The sequence below is a fragment of the Acinetobacter sp. YH12040 genome, assembly GCF_013420005.1.
Lineage (GTDB): Bacteria > Pseudomonadota > Gammaproteobacteria > Pseudomonadales > Moraxellaceae > Acinetobacter > Acinetobacter amyesii.
The window spans coordinates 232,039-249,296 of the sequence record NZ_VOZB01000005.1 but is presented as its reverse complement, the minus strand read 5'-3'; the positions used below and the strand labels follow the sequence as shown (position 1 = coordinate 249,296).

At 42.5% G+C, this 17,258-nt stretch carries 16 protein-coding genes; 6 read left to right on the top strand and 10 right to left on the bottom strand.

The features are described 5' to 3' along the window. The first annotated feature begins 5 nt into the window (after positions 1-5). Positions 6-551 (top strand): VTT domain-containing protein, encoded by a 546-nt coding sequence (locus tag FTT99_RS07940; RefSeq protein ID WP_078192597.1) that lies wholly within the window; start codon positions 6-8, stop codon positions 549-551. Between the two features lie 63 nt (positions 552-614). On the opposite strand, the gene FTT99_RS07935 is transcribed toward FTT99_RS07940, so the two are convergent. The 4 genes from FTT99_RS07935 to FTT99_RS07920 form a co-directional block, all read right to left on the bottom strand. Beyond that, positions 615-833 carry a hypothetical protein gene (locus FTT99_RS07935; protein WP_078192596.1) on the bottom strand — a complete coding sequence of 73 codons (219 nt, stop codon included), beginning with the start codon at positions 831-833 and terminating at the stop codon, positions 615-617. Positions 834-975: 142 nt separating this feature from the next. Then, positions 976-1,614, bottom strand: coding sequence for a hypothetical protein (locus tag FTT99_RS07930; protein WP_180129625.1), 639 nt, complete (start codon positions 1,612-1,614; stop codon positions 976-978). Positions 1,615-1,653: 39 nt separating this feature from the next. After that, positions 1,654-2,061 carry a DNA polymerase III subunit chi gene (locus FTT99_RS07925; protein WP_078192594.1) on the bottom strand — a complete coding sequence of 136 codons (408 nt, stop codon included), beginning with the start codon at positions 2,059-2,061 and terminating at the stop codon, positions 1,654-1,656. Continuing rightward, complete coding sequence (locus FTT99_RS07920; RefSeq protein ID WP_180116058.1) at positions 2,054-3,502, bottom strand: leucyl aminopeptidase; 1,449 nt, start codon at positions 3,500-3,502, stop codon at positions 2,054-2,056. Before FTT99_RS07920 ends, FTT99_RS07925 begins: the two co-directional genes overlap by 8 nt. Before the next feature lie 159 nt (positions 3,503-3,661). Here FTT99_RS07920 and lptF point away from each other — a divergent pair, with 159 nt between their 5' ends. From lptF to FTT99_RS07900, 4 genes are all read left to right on the top strand, one after another. Continuing rightward, positions 3,662-4,762 (top strand): LPS export ABC transporter permease LptF, encoded by a 1,101-nt coding sequence (lptF, locus tag FTT99_RS07915; protein ID WP_180129623.1) that lies wholly within the window; start codon positions 3,662-3,664, stop codon positions 4,760-4,762. Between the two features lies 1 nt (position 4,763). Next, a complete protein-coding gene (gene lptG / locus FTT99_RS07910) occupies positions 4,764-5,834 on the top strand; it encodes an LPS export ABC transporter permease LptG (protein ID WP_180129621.1) in 1,071 nt (356 codons plus the stop codon). A gap of 122 nt (positions 5,835-5,956) precedes the next feature. Then, a complete protein-coding gene (gene gpmI / locus FTT99_RS07905; RefSeq protein ID WP_180077179.1) occupies positions 5,957-7,504 on the top strand; it encodes a 2,3-bisphosphoglycerate-independent phosphoglycerate mutase in 1,548 nt (515 codons plus the stop codon). A gap of 17 nt (positions 7,505-7,521) precedes the next feature. Then, positions 7,522-8,697, top strand: coding sequence for a S41 family peptidase (locus FTT99_RS07900; RefSeq protein ID WP_180129620.1), 1,176 nt, complete (start codon positions 7,522-7,524; stop codon positions 8,695-8,697). Positions 8,698-8,719: 22 nt separating this feature from the next. Here the strand turns inward: FTT99_RS07900 and FTT99_RS07895 are convergent, their stop codons facing one another. The 3 genes from FTT99_RS07895 to FTT99_RS07885 form a co-directional block, all read right to left on the bottom strand. Next, on the bottom strand, positions 8,720-10,096 hold the full coding sequence (locus FTT99_RS07895) for a sigma-54 dependent transcriptional regulator (protein ID WP_218954510.1): 1,377 nt from the start codon (positions 10,094-10,096) through the stop codon (positions 8,720-8,722). 70 nt (positions 10,097-10,166) lie between these two features. Beyond that, the gene (locus FTT99_RS07890; protein WP_180110454.1) at positions 10,167-11,732 is read right to left on the bottom strand and encodes a PAS domain-containing sensor histidine kinase; all 1,566 of its coding nucleotides are present in this window, start codon (positions 11,730-11,732) and stop codon (positions 10,167-10,169) included. 22 nt (positions 11,733-11,754) lie between these two features. After that, positions 11,755-12,390 (bottom strand): response regulator, encoded by a 636-nt coding sequence (locus tag FTT99_RS07885; protein ID WP_111884856.1) that lies wholly within the window; start codon positions 12,388-12,390, stop codon positions 11,755-11,757. Between the two features lie 212 nt (positions 12,391-12,602). Between FTT99_RS07885 and FTT99_RS07880 the strand changes: the two genes are divergently transcribed. Beyond that, on the top strand, positions 12,603-13,652 hold the full coding sequence (locus FTT99_RS07880) for a serine hydrolase (protein ID WP_143221671.1): 1,050 nt from the start codon (positions 12,603-12,605) through the stop codon (positions 13,650-13,652). A 122-nt stretch (positions 13,653-13,774) separates the two neighbouring features. On the opposite strand, the gene thrC is transcribed toward FTT99_RS07880, so the two are convergent. The 3 genes from thrC to FTT99_RS07865 all read right to left on the bottom strand — a co-directional run bounded on the left by thrC (position 13,775) and on the right by FTT99_RS07865 (position 17,224). Continuing rightward, positions 13,775-14,914, bottom strand: a complete 1,140-nt coding sequence (gene thrC / locus FTT99_RS07875; RefSeq protein ID WP_180129617.1) for a threonine synthase — start codon at positions 14,912-14,914, stop codon at positions 13,775-13,777. A 62-nt stretch (positions 14,915-14,976) separates the two neighbouring features. Next, positions 14,977-16,281, bottom strand: coding sequence for a homoserine dehydrogenase (locus FTT99_RS07870; RefSeq protein ID WP_078192857.1), 1,305 nt, complete (start codon positions 16,279-16,281; stop codon positions 14,977-14,979). Positions 16,282-16,411: 130 nt separating this feature from the next. Then, the gene (locus FTT99_RS07865; protein WP_180129615.1) at positions 16,412-17,224 is read right to left on the bottom strand and encodes a DsbC family protein; all 813 of its coding nucleotides are present in this window, start codon (positions 17,222-17,224) and stop codon (positions 16,412-16,414) included. Positions 17,225-17,258: the final 34 nt, after the last annotated feature.

Here is a 17,258-nt window from a genome sequence, read left to right as displayed (position 1 = left end):
TGATAATGATTGATTTCTTACTGAATCTGGAACAGTGGTTACCCATGTTATTGGAAAATTATGGTGTGTGGATTTATGCCATTTTATTTCTGGTGATATTTTCAGAAACGGGTTCAGTATTTATGTTCTTCCTGCCGGGAGACAGCCTATTGCTTGCCATCGGCGCATTATGCTCAACGACGGAAGTGGTGCATTTACACACCATGGGGCTGCTGTTATTTGTCGCATCGGTCTTGGGCTACTGCGTCAATTACTATACGGGCAGCGTGCTAGGCATTAAGTACTTTAATAAGCACACACGTTATTTTAAGCCCGAATATATGGTCAAAACCAATAAATATTTTATGAAGCATGGCGGTAAAACGATTTTAGTCGCACGCTTTGTACCCTTTGTGCGTTCTTTTGCGCCTTTTGCTGCTGGATCTGCACGCATGAACCTTGGCACATTTATGTTCTATAACGTGCTAGGTGGTTTCATCTGGATTGGATTATTACTCGGTATCGGTTATTTCCTAGGACATACCGTTTCTGCAGTTGCAGATTTGGTCTAAGCTAAACTTAGACATAAAAAAAAGCTCACAGTTGTGGGCTTTTTTTATGGAGTCGATGACCACTTAGTGTTTTGTAACGGTCACTACATCAAGGGTTTGAAAAATCGAGCTGTGGGGCGGTTGCTGAATGCTAAAACCACCTTTTTCTGATTCACGGCTGAGATAAACCGAAATACTGTGAAAGTCTGAATGACTCAGCCAAAGATCTTTGGCACGAATGTCCCATTGTTCTCCAGCAGATAGAGAGGATATTTTCTGGGTAATCTGGTGAATGATGTCCATATTGAATTCCCATCTGGATGCATGATTATATTTTTAGGATGCCTGAAGCATTGTATTTTGAGGGACAATGCTTCAGTCATATGAACATCATGTTGCAAATACATGTCAGTTTAATGACAGTGACCAGATTTCGATGCACGGCTTAAGATGCTTGGGACGATGTAGATTCTGTCGAAAAATTAGAGTTTTCTAAGATATAGTCAATTTCTTCTTGTGCGGCTGCTTTCAATTTTGCACGAAAATCACTGACGGCTATTTCGATTTGCGTTTCTGCCTCAAGTTCCAAGCGCACGCGTACACTTTCTAGTTCTGACAACATCTGTCCTTCGCTCACCGATAAGCTTTGACTTAATCCCGCTAAACCCGTTTCAGGGTTTTTATGATAGCGAGCGGCATAGTGTTGTACTTCACGATTAAGATTATGCTGCATCATGGTGAGCGCTTGCGTTTGTGCAGCAAAGCGTAACTCTTCGTCACGTTTCAGTTGTTCTGCATAGGCTTGTTCAGCTTCACGTTTTTCTTCTAAGGCTTTTTCTAAAGCCAGTTGTTTACGTATACGAGCATCTTCTATCAACTGTGCTTTTAAATCTGCATAGGCAGACTCAATTTTGTCAAAAGACACTTGCTGCTGCTGTTGGTCATTGACCAGCCATTGTTGAATGTCTGTACTGGGATTGAGTACATCGCAAACGCGACCAAGGTCATCAATAAAGGTCTGACGAATAGCTTCAGGTACTTTTAACCAGCGCTGTTTAAAGTCTGGACCGACATTCAATGCCATGGTGCATCTCCTTGCAAATAGGGTAAAACCAATATCACGTTAAAGTTTATGGGTCTGCGGTTGAACGCCCAAACGTCGATATTGTTTATATTTTTCACGCCCGATAATTTTAGCGGGTTCGTTATTTTCAATAATTTCGATAATGTGACTAAAACTTGCGAACTGTTCAAGTGCTTGATCGTTAAAATTAAACACAATCCAGTCGGCTTGCTCAGGCAATTGGGCAGAAATACAGACCGTTGCCTCGGGTTGATCGATACCATGGGGAATGAAACCTGTGTGATCGAAACTCCACAGGCGTTCATCAAGTTGTTGCTGTAAGTCTGGGTCAGCACAATGTAGCCAAATACGTACAGGCTGACGCAGGATCTTACGGCATAAACGACAAGTGCTTTCGACTTGTCGTTCAGGACTTTTTTCAAATAAATAAAAGCTAACTTTAGCCATTCGCTTGAGCACGATTCGCTAAGAATTGCATTAATAATGGTACAGGACGACCTGTTGCGCCTTTATTTGCACCTGAGTTCCATGCAGTCCCAGCAATGTCTAAATGCGCCCAACGGTATTCACGCGTAAAGCGTTGAAGGAAACATGCAGCGGTCACAGAGCCTGCTTTTGGACCACCAATGTTGGCAATATCTGCAAATGGAGAATCAAGTTGTTCTTGATAATCTTCAATCACTGGCATGCGCCATACGCGGTCAAAGCTATGTTGACCTGCAGCAGTCAATTCAGCCGCAAGTTCATCATCAGGGGTGAACATACCGGTAAGGACTGAACCTAATGCCACAACACATGCACCAGTGAGGGTTGCAATATCAATCACCAGTGCAGGGTTAAAGCGTTTTACATAGGTCAAGGTATCGCACAGAACCAAACGACCTTCGGCATCGGTATTTAAAATTTCAACGGTTTGACCGCTCATGGTTGTCACGATGTCGCCCGGGCGAGTGGCATGACCAGACGGCATGTTTTCTGCAGCAGCAATTGCGCCGACCACATGAATCGGTAATTTCGCTTCACACAGCGCACGGATGGTACCCAAAACTGATGCAGAACCGCACATGTCGAATTTCATTTCGTCCATGCCCGCACCTGGTTTAAGTGAGATACCACCAGTATCAAAAGTCACGCCTTTACCAACAAGCACTACAGGGGCTTCTTCACGATTTGAAAGGTATTCGATGGTAATAATACGGCCTGGACGGTCAGAACCTTTACTCACAGCAAGGAAAGCACCCATACCGAGATCAGCCATTTGCTGTTCATCGAGTACAGTCACTTTGAGTTGATCTGGGAATTCAGCTGCAAGTGCTTGAGCTTGTTCGGCCAAATATTCAGGGAAACAGATATTGCCCGGACGGTTACCTAAGTCACGAGTAAAACTTTGACCTGATTGCACTGCAGAAATTAATTCAAGCTGTGCAGTGGTTAATGGACTTTCAGTAGCGATTAAATGGATCTGCTCCAAAACAAATTCATTTTTCTTAGACTTGTATTCATCAAATGCATAAGCCGCTTGCGTCAGGCTAAGTGCAAATAAATAATGTTGTTCTTGTGGTAGGGCAGAGATATCGACACTGATCTGTTTGAATTTTTTTTGTGACGCTTTAATAATAGTTTGTGCAATTTTTGCAAATTTATTGACTTGTAATTCAGCAACTTTGCCGAGGCCTAAAAGAGCGCTATTGCGACAAGCGGCAATGTTCGCCACCAAAGGCAGGCTTTCATTGAGTGCTGCTTTAAATTGAGTCGCGTCAATTAAATTATCTAAATCATTGATTTGATATGAAGTAGCTGCATTTGTAACGTGCTCAGAATCTACTAATATCAACAAATATTGGCTGGACGCATTCGCTTGGAATGACGTATTAATAGAAAGTTTCATGTGCGGTATTTATGCCTTTTTAAATTTATAAACCATTAAACCATTGAAACATTTATATGAATAGAGTTTCAATGAGCAACAAGGGTATAGGTTTTATATTTTCTACATTCGGGTAAACTAACGCTAGTTTTTATTGGCCCTATTTTTGGAAGAATTAATTTGATTATTCGGCGTTATCTGGTCAAGCAAGTGGTGTCGACATCACTGGTTGTGATTGCCTTATTGACCTTGATCATGATGGGTGGTCGGTTGATCAAGTACTTTGGTGTGGCGGCGCAGGGTCGTTTAGATGCAAGTATTTTATTTAGCATCATTGGCTACCGTTTGCCTGAGTTTTTAACCTTAATTCTTCCGCTCGGTTTCTTTATTGGTCTGATGTTGGTCTTTGGTCGTCTGTATGTCGATCATGAAATGGCTGTACTCAATGGTAGTGGTGTCAGTCGCAATCAATTGTCACGTTTATTGGTGCCAATGACCGTGCTCTTTATGGCTGTTCAAGCATTTTTGATGCTGTGGGCGTCGCCTTGGGGCATCCGTCAGTTTGAAGCATTAACGACTTCACAAGCGGTACGAACAGGCTTTGACTTGGTTCGCCCGAAAGAGTTTATTTCCTCTGGGCCCTATACCATTTATGCAGGCGACTTGTCAGAAGACCGTAAAAACTTAAAAGATATTTTCTTTTATCAGCGTGCAGAAAAAGAGGGTAAGCCTGATGTCATTATTTTGGCGAAGGAAGCGACCCGCGTCGAAGTGCCCGATGATAATGCCAATGTGGTGGATTTGGTTGAAGGCCGCCGTTACGAAATCTATCCGGGGCAACCGCGTTATTCTCAAGCTGAATTCCAAAGTTATCGTTTACGTTTAGAAAATGATAAAGAAGCAAAATTTGAAAGTACCGAAGTAGAAGCTTTACCAACCTCGAAGTTATGGGATAACCGTCATGATCCTGTGGTTGCCAGTGAACTCGGTTGGCGGATATTTGTGCCGTTCGCTATTTTTGTGGCGTTATTACTCGCTACCGCTTTGTCTGAAGTGAGTCCTCGTCAAGGGCGTTACCTGAAACTGTTCCCAGCTTTACTTATTTTTGCCAGTTTAATCGTAGCCTTAATGGCGATCAAAACGCGGATCAGTAAAGATGAAATGGGGATTTGGGCTTATCCACTGGTCTTAGTGATTTACGGCATTGCAGCAGCATTGTTCTCGCGTAAACAAAAATTAGCGCCCAAAATTAAGAAACAAATTCAGCGAGTGAGGTCTTAAAATGTTGGCACGTCGTATAGTTGCAAAACATGTGACCAAAACTACTGCTTTAGCCATGCTTGGTGCGACAGCGGTATTGGCTGGCTTACAAGTGCTTTTTACTTATTTAGGTGAATTGGGCTCGCTGAAAGAAGGCTATAACGCATGGAATGCTTTGCAGTATGTGTTATGGAGTTCACCGAATTATTTATATGAAATTTTACCGATTTCAGCCTTGATTGGCGCGGTACTGGGTTTAGGGACTCTAGCTTCAAACAGTGAATTGATTGTCATGCGTTCGGTCGGCATCAGCCTTTGGCGGATTGTGGGCTGGGTGATTCGTTCGGCACTCATTTTGGTGGTTTTATCCTTTGCATTAAGCGAATGGGTCATTCCCTATACCAATGAACAAGCCAAAAGCGTCAAAAGTCACCGCACTGCGGCTGAGTTGGGTGAAGTCAAAGGCTATTGGTCGCGTGAAGGTCAGCGCTTTATTTATATTGACTATGCCAATTCGAAAGGTCAAATTAAAGATGTTCAGGTTGTTGATTTTGATGAAAAATATCGTTTGCGAGGCACTTTGGATGCGGAGCAAGGGAATTTTGTCCAAAATGGTTCTTGGTCGCTGCAAAATTCAACCCAAGTGGATCTATTAGCGACGGGTGATGCTGTAGCGAAGCAAAATGCTGAACAACCGCTTTCATTGGCCTTGCAACCCAAATATGTGCATATGGTTACCATTGACCCTGAAGATCTATCACCGAGTCAATTGGTGAGCTTTATGAGCTATATGCATGAATATAGCCAAGTCCCGAAAACTTACCAATTGGCGTTTTGGCAAAAGTTTGGTTCGCCCTTTGCTTTAATTGCCTTGGTGGTGATTGCTTGTTCATTTATTTTTGGACCTTTACGTCAACAGTCGATGGGTTTCCGCTTGGTGATTGCCTTATTTGCTGGACTGGGTTTTTACTACTTACAAGATTTCTTGGGTTATGCAAGTTTGGTGTACGCGCCATCGCCTGCATGGTTCGTCTTTATACCAATTATTTTGATGTTTGTAGCGGGTGGCTACTTGCTGCATCGCGCACGTTAAGTGCATGCAAGATTGAGTAAAACAATGTTGATGACCTAGATAAACCATGGTTGTCACATAGAGTCTTCACCGAAAATTCGGTAAGATAGTATGATTAATTTATAAACGAAAGAGTGTTCATTATGACGGATGCAACTGCTGGCAAAATCCCACACGTATTGGTAATTATGGATGGTGTGGGTCATCGCGAAGCGGTCGAGGACAATGCCTTTTTAGCAGCAAAACGACCAAACTTGACTGCAATGCAGGAAAAGCATCCGCATGGATTGATTTCAGGCTCTGGCGAAGACGTTGGTTTACCTGATGGTCAAATGGGTAACTCTGAAGTGGGCCACATGAACCTTGGTGCAGGACGTGTGCTGTATCAAGACTTTACTCGTATTACCAAAGATATTCGTACCGGTGCATTCTTTGAACATGATGTTTTAGTTGATGCGGTTGAAAAAGCCAAAGCTGCCAATGGTGCAGTGCACATCATGGGCTTATTGTCTGAAGGTGGCGTGCATTCACATGAAGATCACATTGTGGCGATGGCTGAATTGGCATTAAAACGCGGTGCAAAAGTTTATCTTCATGCATTCCTTGATGGTCGTGATACACCGCCAAAAAGTGCACAACCTTCGCTTGAAAAATTAGATGCACTGTTTGCTCAGTATCCGGGTCAAGGTCGTATTGCCACCATGATTGGTCGCTACTTTGCAATGGATCGTGACAACCGTTGGGATCGTGTTGAGCAAGCCTATCGTCTTTTAACTGAAGGTGAAGCAGTGCGTACAGCAGCGACTGCTGTTGAAGGTCTAGAGCAGGCTTATGCTGCTGAAGAATCAGATGAATTTGTGAAAGCGACGCGTATTGGTGATTTAGCACCGATCCAAGATGGTGATAGCGTTGTCTTCATGAACTTCCGTGCTGACCGTGCGCGTGAAATTACCAAAGCTTTTGTGGAAAAAGATTTTGCAGGTTTTGAACGTAAAGTGGTTCCCGCTTTATCAAAATTTGTCATGTTGACACGTTACCAAGCAACAATTGATGCACCTGTGGCTTATATGCCAGAAGCGCTGCATAACTCGATTGGTGAATACCTGTCTAATTTGGGTAAAACACAACTGCGTATTGCTGAAACTGAAAAATATGCACACGTGACCTTCTTCTTCAGTGGTGGTCGTGAAGATGAATATCCGGGTGAAAAACGTATTTTGATTCCATCACCAAACGTTGCGACTTATGATTTAAAACCAGAAATGAGTGCTTATGAAGTCACTGATGAATTGGTTGCCGCAATTAATTCAGGTGAGTACGACTTACTGGTGGTGAACTATGCCAATGGTGATATGGTTGGCCATACCGGTGTGTTTGATGCAGCAGTCAAAGCGGTTGAGGCTGTAGACACGTGCTTAGGCCGTGTATATGAAGCTGTGATGGCAAATAAAGGTCACATGCTAGTGACTGCCGATCATGGTAACGTAGAGCAAATGCAGGATTACCAAAGTGGTCAGGTGCATACTCAACATACCACTGAACTAGTGCCATTTATCTATGTTGGTCCGACCAATGCAACAATTGCAGAAGGTGGTGTTTTGGCTGACGTAGCGCCGACAATGTTAACGCTTATGCACATTCCTGTACCAACAGAAATGCAAGGTCGTAACTTGATTACTCTTGAAGCTTAAAATGTAAGGAAGCATGAATGACTAGAGCACACTGGACGTCAGTTGTAAGCCTTACAGCCTTGCTGCTGTGTTCTAGTCATTCGACATGGGGAGCCGACAAAGCAAAGTCGGCTTTCGATGAATTTGATGGCAGCTATGAACAAAGTTATGCCGAAGTACCTGTCGAATCAATCCAACAATTTGTTCAAATCTATGGCATTGTCAAAGAAAATTATGTCGTTGAAAAAAATGACGATGCATTATTCCAACAAGCTACCAAAGGTATGGTCAGTGGTTTAGACCGCTATTCACGATATCTTTCACCTGAAGACTATAAGCAGCTTTTGCAATACACCGAAGGGGATATTGCGAGTGTCGATTTCAATTTGCGCTTTGATGCAGGTCTACAGCAATGGGTCATCACCAATTTAAAGCCTGATGCCGATTCAGCAAAGTTAGGTCTGAAAAATGGCGCGGCGGTGTTTAAAATTGATGATCAAGAACTCAAAAAACTTAATCAAGATCAAGTGCGACACCTGCTCACAGGCAGTATCGGCTCGACGCTGAATCTACAGCTGATAACTGCAAGTCAACCGGTCAATTTGGTCAGAAACACTAAAGTTGAAACAGATATAGAATCTAAATTATTAAATAATCAGGTTTTAGTTTTACACGTTAAAGTTTTTCAACAAGATACTGCCAACGAAATAAAGCGTTTAATTGAAAGTCATGGCTCACGTGTCAAAGCGGTATTGTTTGATTTAAGAAATAACCCCGGGGGGTTACTGTCAGCAGCAGTGGAGTCTGCCGATTTATTTTTGAATCAGGGCATTATTGTGTCGACTCGAAGTCGATCTGAAGGTGACCAACAATTTCAGGCTTTACCAAGTTTTGAATTTCAAAATATGAAAGTTGGTATTTTAATCAACAATCGTTCTGCTTCTGCCGCAGAGGTCTTTACCGCAGCATTAAAAGAGCATAAACGTGCATGGGTAGCGGGTGAGAAAAGTTATGGTAAAGGTGTGGTTCAAAAACTATTTCCATTGAGTAATGGTGCGGCTTTACAAATGACTGTGTCGCAATATCTGACACCGAATGGCAAAATGATTGAAGGAATTGGGGTGCAGCCAGACTATAACTATCCGCTGCAACATGATGCACGTGAAGATCACTATGTCGATCATGTTGCAGAGTTATTGCTGAATCAAAAATAAACAGCAATACGCTGGAAAACTTTTACTCTTCGTCTTCGGTATCTAAGCCGAATTTTTTCAAACGATAGCGTAATGAACGGAATGACATACCTAATTTTTTGGCGGCAAGTGTTCTGTTCCAGTGAGTCAAATTCAACGCATTCATGAGTACTTCTTTTTCGATATTTTCTAAAAAGAGTTCTAAACCTTCTTCAGGTAGTTTGCGAGGGATCAAACTCTGTTCGTTGCTGTTTGCAGCAAGCTGAGTAGAATCATTCGTTGTTGGAGCGGAATTGAACTGAGTATTCGGTTGTCTTAATGGCGCACTTTGCAGATGTTGAAGATCAATTTGCTCATCATCGCAGAGGGTCATAGCACGTTCAATAATATTGCGGAGTTCACGAACATTACCCGGATAATATTGGCTAAGTAGGAAGTTTTTCGCTCGTTCAGTCAGAGGCTTAGTGGCAATTTCCCATTCATGGCTAATTTTTTGAATAAAATGTTGTGCCAATAAGAGGATGTCGTCGCCACGTTCACGTAAGGCAGGCAACACTAAATCCATCACATGGATACGGAAGAATAAATCTTGGCGGAATCGACCTTGTTGGACGAGCGCTTCTAAGTCCTGATGACTGGCACTGATCACACGGAAATCAACATCAATTTCACAGTCTGAACCTACGGGGCGAATACGTTTTTCCTGTACAGCACGTAGCAGTTTAACTTGCATGGCTAAAGGTAATTCGGCAATTTCGTCCAGAAATAAGCTACCGCCATGTGCAGATTGAATCAGACCTTGCTTGTCTTGGGTGGCACCACTAAAGCTGCCTTTTTTATGGCCAAAAAGTTCACTTTCCATTAACTCTGTGGGAATTGCTCCACAGTTAATAGCAATAAATGGCCCTTCATTACGGTTGCTTAAACGGTGAACCAGATTGGCCACGACTTCTTTACCCGTACCAGATTCACCCGTAATAAAAACAGGTGCTTGTGAACGTGCAATTTTCTTTAGAGTTCGACGCAATTGCTGGATTGGAAGCGATTCACCAATCAACATTTTATGTTCTAAAGCATCTTGCGAAGTAATGTCTTCGGCCAAAGGCTTATTCAGGGCTTTTTGTAGCAGTTGTTCAAGATGTTTGGGATTGATCGGTTTGCTGACAAAGTCGAAAGCTCCCGCCTTTAATGCGGCAATGGCAATGTCCATGTTGCCATAGGCTGTTAGCACAGCAACGGGCAGGGCAGGACAGTGTTCATTCATCCAATCTAAAAGCTGTAGACCATTACCATCGGGTAAGTTGAGATCGGTTAGGCAGGCATCGTAGCTATAGGTAGACAAGGCTTTTTTAGCTTCGTCGAGGCGATGTGCAACATGCGTTTTAACCCCCATCCTTGATAAAGACATTTGCATCAGCATACATAAGTCTTCTTCGTCATCAACTAACAATACCAGTGGTTGTGAATCCACAGTTTTCCCCTAAAAACAATTAAATAACAGCTTGTAAGCACTCAATCCTAAAGCAAGCTCCCTGTTTTTGTTCTACATAGGAAAGCTGTGCTTGATTCGCTTCACAGAAGCTATGAGCAAGATATAATCCTAAACCAGTTCCAGTAATTTCGGTACTAAAAAATGGTTGAAATAACTGTGCGCGGTTTTGTAAAGCAACCCCATGACCGAAATCTCGGACATCGATCTGGACTTTTTTCTGATCTGTACGCGCCACCACTTCGATATACGACATGTCCGGATTGTTATGGCGAATCGCATTACGAATTAGGTTGATTAAAATTTGTCTGAACTGTGCCTCATCAAAATCGATCAAAGTTTTGGCTTGTACATTGAGCCGAATGTTCTGTTGAATGTCTGCCAGATCTTCTTGTAGGAACAACGGTAAAAATTTTTCTAGATTCAGACGAGTCGGATGGGTTTCCTTATTGCGCACCATATTTAGGGTGTCTTGAATAATTCGGTCAATCCGCACCGCTTGACGTGAAATCATATGATTCAACATGTGCTGTTGTTCGGTATCACTTTGCGGATATAAATCATTGGCATGCACAATTGCGGCTAAAGGATTACGAATTTCATGTGCAATACTGGCGGAGAGTTGCCCTAAAGCGGCTAATTTTAGTTGTTGCACTTGCTGATTGAGTTTTTGTGCATCTTGTAAAATCAGCAAGGTCAGCATTTGATGCGGCACAACGAGTTTTTGTACCAGTACCTGAATGTGGTATTGGCTTTGTTGGGATTCAAATTGGAATTTTTCACCGCTTTTTAAATCTTCAAATTTGAGTAATTCAAATAAATCGGGCTGCGTGGTATACAGTGGATATTGGTCATGATGATAAGAATTTGGCATACCGAGTAAATGGCAAGCAGCAGGATTACTCAGCACCACATGACAGTTTTCATCCAATACTAAATAGCCCGTGTCAATCTGCTCTAAAATATAGCGATTAATGTTTTGTAGCCGATGGAGCTCTAAGGATTGCGAAAAATTCAGATTTTCCAATAACTGGAAACGTTTCACGGCAATTTGCGCACTGCCATACACTACACAAAATAAAAAAGCCAAAATCGCACTGTTGGTTAAATTTTTGAGTGAGGTAAATTCAAGAATTGAACCTAAAAACAGTTGATACACCACGCAAATCACAGCGATGAGGGTAATGACCAAAGCTTTTTGGGCATCTAATAATAGGGACGCTGCAAAAATCGTAATCACAAACAGCAAACTCAAATGTAAATTGGGTCCATCGATGGCTAAGGTCAGTAAGCTCAGCGAAATGACATCTACAATGAATAACAGCAGTAACTGGTTTGGAATACGGACTTTGAAACGTCCAAGTGACATGAATTGAATGCTGGTAAACAGCAAATAAATCGTCAATACATATAGGTATAAACGTGGGTATTCATAATCTGAAGTGAATTGAGTGTAGGTCAGTAAAAAGACCAGTAACAGACAGGCACTGATGATAAAGCGATAAGCACTGTACCAAAGGCCCAAATGATACTGGTTCAATTCACTATGAATTGAACGCTGTGTCATAAGTAGCTGGATGTACGTGGTGTTAAGGTTTGATTAACCCGTAGCGAATTGCCAAGTGAGTTAGTTTGACATCACTATCAATATTCAGTTTTTCAAAAATGCGGTAACGGTAGGTATTCACTGTTTTAACACTAACGAATAATTTATCGGAAATTTCTTGTGCACTTATACAATTGACCACCATCATGGCAACTTGCATTTCACGTTCAGACAGGGCGTCGAAAGGTGATTGTTGTGTATCAGACAAATATGAGCTGGCCAGTTGTTCTGCAATGTCTGCACTGAAATATTTGCCGCCTTGCATCACTTTATTAATCGCACGGACCATTTCATTAACTGGTGCACCTTTGGTGATATAGCCTTTGGCACCTGCTTTTAACAATAAAGACGGGTAGGGTTCTTCAGCAAGTCCACTGACGGCGAGGACTTTTGTATCTGGCGCTGTTTGAAGTAGGCGACGTGTGGTTTCTACCCCCCCGATCCCCGGCATATTGACATCTAATAAAACAACATTTGGATGGTGTTGGCGAACAAGTGTAATCGCATCTTCACCAGATTCGGCTTGTCCAATGACTTGGATATCTGCATGGTCTTCGAGCATACGGCAAATACCAGTACGGACTAATTCATGGTCATCTACCACCAAAACTGTAATCACCTACACTCTCCCTCAAATCAAAATCTGTTTTTTTTGTTACATAAAGCAAAATAAGCTTGCAATGAAACGACAAAATTAGCAATCCTATTCTTATATGAAATGAAAAACTTCATACACAATGTGTGAGCAAAAAATGTTCGTAGTTGTGACCAATGTACGGCATATTGCTGGTCTTGCGCAAATGTTTAGTATCCTGAGTTGAGTGAGCAATGGTGAAAAAATTAAATAAATCCTTCATGCACGTTTTGGGCATGTCAATTTTATTCAGTATGAGCAGTTTCAGTTCTGCTGAGATTGTGATGAATAGTGCTGCAAATCAGCAGTCAAATATTAGCTGGTCATCTGAAGATGCAAACCAGTTACTCAACGGTGACGTGTCTTATAGCGCTGAAGAGCCATCTCCTCAAGGGTCAACGAAAGTGACTACTTCTGTACGTAGTACAGGCGGCGTGGTACAGACAGCACCATCGAAAACGGTCCGTATTATTGATACCAATCAATACGCAGGACAGCCCTCTGTAAATGCGCGTGCAGCACTGGTTATGGATGGTCAAACTGGTGAAGTGCTATATAGCAAAAATAGCAATACCGCTTTACCGATTGCATCAATTACCAAACTCATGACAGCAGTAGTGATTTCAGATGCCCGATTAAACATGTCTGAAAAGATTACCTTACAACAGTCTGATTTCTCATGTTCAGGTTGTAAAAGCTCAAGTTCAACGCTGCGTGCTGGCGACAGTATGAATCGTGCAGAAGCATTGCTGTTTGCTTTGATGAAATCTGAAAACCCAGCTGCTTCGGCGTTAGCACGTACTTATCCAGGTGGTCGTTCTGCATTTATTGCAGCGATGAATGCGAAAGCACGCTCATTAGGGATGAACTCGACTCATTATGTGGAATCGACTGGCTTGCACCCAGGCAATGTCGCTTCGGCACGTGACTTAGGTATTTTGGTGAATACCGCTTCGCAGTATGGTTTGATTCGTCAATTTTCAACCACACCAAGTTATGACTTTAATTTGGGCTACCGCGTGTTGAAATCAAACAATACCAATGCTTTAGTACGTAATGGTGGTTGGAATATTAATATTTCAAAAACTGGATTTATTAATGAAGCAGGGCGCTGTGTTGTGATGCATACCACACTGAATAACCGTCCAGCGGTGGTGGTGTTATTGGGTGCGGATTCTTCAGTTGCACGAACCAATGATGCGACACGTTTAATGAATTGGGCGAGCCAGTTACCAAAACGTATTTAATAAGATTTCAGATTTTTCATTCTTTCAGTATTTGGATTTACTCAACGTTTAAATGCTGAAGTGAATGCAAGATATAAAAAGCCCTGCAAGAGCAGGGCTTTTTTATTTAGTCAGCATATGAATTACATATTTGACAGAATTGAATCGCGAACTTGATCCATAGTTGCATCAATTGACAACATTACTGCATCTTGGCATTGCTTGATGGCAGTGTCAGGATCTTTTAAACCGTTACCTGTCACAGTACATACGATCACAGAACCTTCAGCAATTTTACCTGCTTTGATGTCACGAATCGCGCCACCGATAGACGCTGCAGAAGCAGGTTCTACGAATACACCTTCGTACATAGACAGTAGACGCTGTGCTTCTAAGATTTCAGCATCTTGAAGTTCATCGAACCAGCCTTCTGAATCGCGGACTACTGCTTTAGCATGGTTCCAGCTTTGTGGATTACCGATACGGATTGCAGTTGCTACTGTTTCAGGGTTTTCCACAGGTGCGCCGCGTAGGAATGGTGCCGCACCAGCAGCTTGGTAACCCACCATTGTTGGTAGACCCGCAGGTTTTGGACCTGTGAATTGATCAGTTTCAGGATCATAAACCACTTGTACAAATTCTTCTTTAGGCTGATTCGCCACAGCTTCGGTATAACCCATCCAGTGTGCTGTGATGTTACCCGCATTACCTACAGGTAGGCAGTGGTAGTCTGGTGCATGACCTAATTCGTCAACGATTTCGTAAGCAATGGTTTTTTGACCTTGCAGACGGTATGGGTTGATTGAGTTTACAATCGTAACTGGTGCTTGATCTGCAACTTCTTTTACAAGACGCATACCGTCATCGAAGTTACCGTGAATTTGCATTGTTACCGCGCCATACATCATCGCTTGTGCCATTTTACCCATGGCAATTTTGCCTTCTGGGATGAGCACAAATGCTTTAATGCCTGCACGTGCAGCATAAGCAGCCGCTGCAGCAGATGTATTACCTGTAGATGCACAGATAATTGCTTTAGAGCCTTCTTCAACTGCTTTTGTTACAGCCATTGTCATACCACGGTCTTTAAATGAACCAGTCGGGTTTAAGCCCTCGTACTTCACATAAATTTCAACATTTTTGCCAATAATGCGTGGAATGTTCTCAAGCTTAATCAGTGGCGTATTACCTTCGCCCAAAGAAATTGCGCGAGTAGTTGCAGATACGGGTAAACGGTCGCGATAGCGGTCAACTAAACCAGTATAACGATTGGCATTAGACATGATGATGTTCCAATTGTGTGTAGAGCTTGGCGAGAGGAACTGAAATATTCCCCTCGACCCGATTAATTATCAAGCGATTCTAAACGAATTCGTACAATTTCGCCATGAATGACAGGCAATGCTTGAATTTGTTGAAGGGCTTCATCCATTTTAGATTCTTTAACTGGATCAGTCAGAATCACGATAGGAATAAGGTCTTTTAAGCGCGGCTGTTGCATGATTGCATCGATGCTGATTCCTGCACGGCTTAAAATCGTAGTGACATCAGCAAGAACGCCAGTTTGATCTTCGGCATTAATACGGATGTAATATCCAGTGGTCATTTCTTCACGTGGAAGAATTGGTAAATCAGTTAGAGCTTCAAACGCAAGCTGTGGAATTGTACCTGCACCATCTTCGGTATATGAGATGTCACGGACAATATCGACAACGTCGGCAACCACTGCTGATGCGGTCGGGCCTGCACCTGCGCCTGCGCCATAGTAAAGCGTTGGACCAACGGCATTGGCTTGAACCAATACGGCATTTTTAACGCCATTTACATTGGCAATCAGTTGGTCTTCAGGGATCAGCGTTGGATGCACACGAAGTTCAATACCCGTTGCAGCACGACGTGCAATACCTAAATGTTTAATACGGAAACCGAGGTCTTCTGCATATTTGACATCTTGCGCAGTAACTTTGCTGATGCCTTCAGTGAAGACTTTGTCAAATTGGAGTGGGATACCAAAAGCAATAGAAGCCAGCAATGTTAACTTGTGCGCCGCATCGATCCCTTCGACGTCGAATGTTGGATCTGCTTCTGCATAACCGAGTTCTTGCGCTTCTTTGAGAACGTCTGCAAAGGCACGACCTTTTTCACGCATTTCAGTCAGGATAAAGTTACCAGTACCGTTAATGATACCTGCAAGCCAGTCAATTTTATTGGCTGCCAAACCCTCACGGAGGACTTTAATAATTGGGATACCACCTGCGACAGCTGCTTCATAAGCAATCTGAACGTGATGATCATCGGCCAATTTAAATAATTCATTACCGTGTTCAGCTAATAAAGCTTTGTTGGCTGTGACCACTTGTTTGCCATGAACGATTGCTTCACGAATCACTTCATACGCAGGGTGAATGCCGCCCATAACTTCAACTACAACGTCTACATCGGGTTGACGGACGATATCCAATAAATCAGCACTTTGCTTCACTGAAGCAGGCAGTTCTAAATCAGGACGAGGGCGACGCGTACCCACATGGGTAATTTCAATTTCACGACCGGTGCGACGTTTAATCTCAGCAGCATTTTCTTTTAGTAGTTTAAGGGCACCACCACCCACAGTACCAAGACCGAGGATTGCCAGACGAACTGGTTTCACGTCACACTCCATTTATTTCATCATTGCTTTAAGTGAGTTTAGATCATAGCTAAAAAAACGTTCGGACTCTAGGGTAGAAATCACTTTATTCCCACCCATAAAAAACATTCATTTAGCCTATAAAAATTAGTTATTTAAGCGCACTTTCAAGTTCGGAAGCCGACATGTAAGCACCGATGTGTTTGCCTTCTGCGTTATAAATCGCTGGCGTACCATTCACACCAATATTTAGACCCATTTCATACATGCTACGCACAGGGTTTTGACATGATGAAGGCTCGATTTGCTCACCGGCAATGGCTTTATCAAATGCGGCACGACGGTCTTTGCTACACCAGATAGTTTCCATCATTGGCATGTGTTGTTCACCACGTGGCCAAGCGATGTAACGGACTTCAATGCCACGGGCATTAATATCATCCATTTGTTCATGTAATTTATGGCAATAAGGACAGCTAACATCGGTAAACACATAAACCACGTGTTTGGTTTTACCTTTGGCTTTATAAATCAGTAGGTCTTCAGTTTTTAATTGATCAAATAATTTTTTGTTGGCCTCTGCTTGTAGGGTATCGCCTACATTAAAGAGTTGTTTTTCACCTAAACGAACCACGTCGCCTTGGAAAATGTATTTACCATCAGCTGTAGCATAGACCGCAGGCATGCCTTCAAAGCTTACCCAAAACAAATTAGGAACTTCAGTCGCTTTCACCCCAGTGACTTTGGCATTGATATTGGCTTTTTGCAGATTGGATTGCAAAGTATCAATTAAACGCTGCTGAGCATTACGTTCAGATAAATTCGAAGCTTCACCAGTTGCTGGCGTACTTGCCGTTAATGTCGCATCTTTCTTTTCGTCATTATTTGAATTAGAACAAGCCACTAACGCCATACTGGCAACAAGTGTCGATGCGAGAAAAATTTTTGAACGGGTAAATAACATAAACAACCCTTTTCTTTTAGCTTTATCAAACAGG

Bases quoted from the DNA above. Each gene is read 5' to 3' on its own strand.
- FTT99_RS07940 (WP_078192597.1), top strand. From the start codon at position 6: ATGATTGATTTCTTACTGAATCTGGAACAGTGGTTACCCATGTTATTG.
- FTT99_RS07900 (WP_180129620.1), top strand. From the start codon at position 7,522: ATGACTAGAGCACACTGGACGTCAGTTGTAAGCCTTACAGCCTTGCTG.
- FTT99_RS07935 (WP_078192596.1), bottom strand. From the start codon at position 833: ATGGACATCATTCACCAGATTACCCAGAAAATATCCTCTCTATCTGCT.
- FTT99_RS07895 (WP_218954510.1), bottom strand. From the start codon at position 10,096: ATGCTGATGCAAATGTCTTTATCAAGGATGGGGGTTAAAACGCATGTT.
- FTT99_RS07930 (WP_180129625.1), bottom strand. From the start codon at position 1,614: ATGGCATTGAATGTCGGTCCAGACTTTAAACAGCGCTGGTTAAAAGTA.
- FTT99_RS07865 (WP_180129615.1), bottom strand. From the start codon at position 17,224: ATGTTATTTACCCGTTCAAAAATTTTTCTCGCATCGACACTTGTTGCC.
- thrC (WP_180129617.1), bottom strand. From the start codon at position 14,914: ATGTCTAATGCCAATCGTTATACTGGTTTAGTTGACCGCTATCGCGAC.
- FTT99_RS07890 (WP_180110454.1), bottom strand. From the start codon at position 11,732: ATGACACAGCGTTCAATTCATAGTGAATTGAACCAGTATCATTTGGGC.
- FTT99_RS07925 (WP_078192594.1), bottom strand. From the start codon at position 2,061: ATGGCTAAAGTTAGCTTTTATTTATTTGAAAAAAGTCCTGAACGACAA.
- FTT99_RS07920 (WP_180116058.1), bottom strand. From the start codon at position 3,502: ATGAAACTTTCTATTAATACGTCATTCCAAGCGAATGCGTCCAGCCAA.
- gpmI (WP_180077179.1), top strand. From the start codon at position 5,957: ATGACGGATGCAACTGCTGGCAAAATCCCACACGTATTGGTAATTATG.
- lptG (WP_180129621.1), top strand. From the start codon at position 4,764: ATGTTGGCACGTCGTATAGTTGCAAAACATGTGACCAAAACTACTGCT.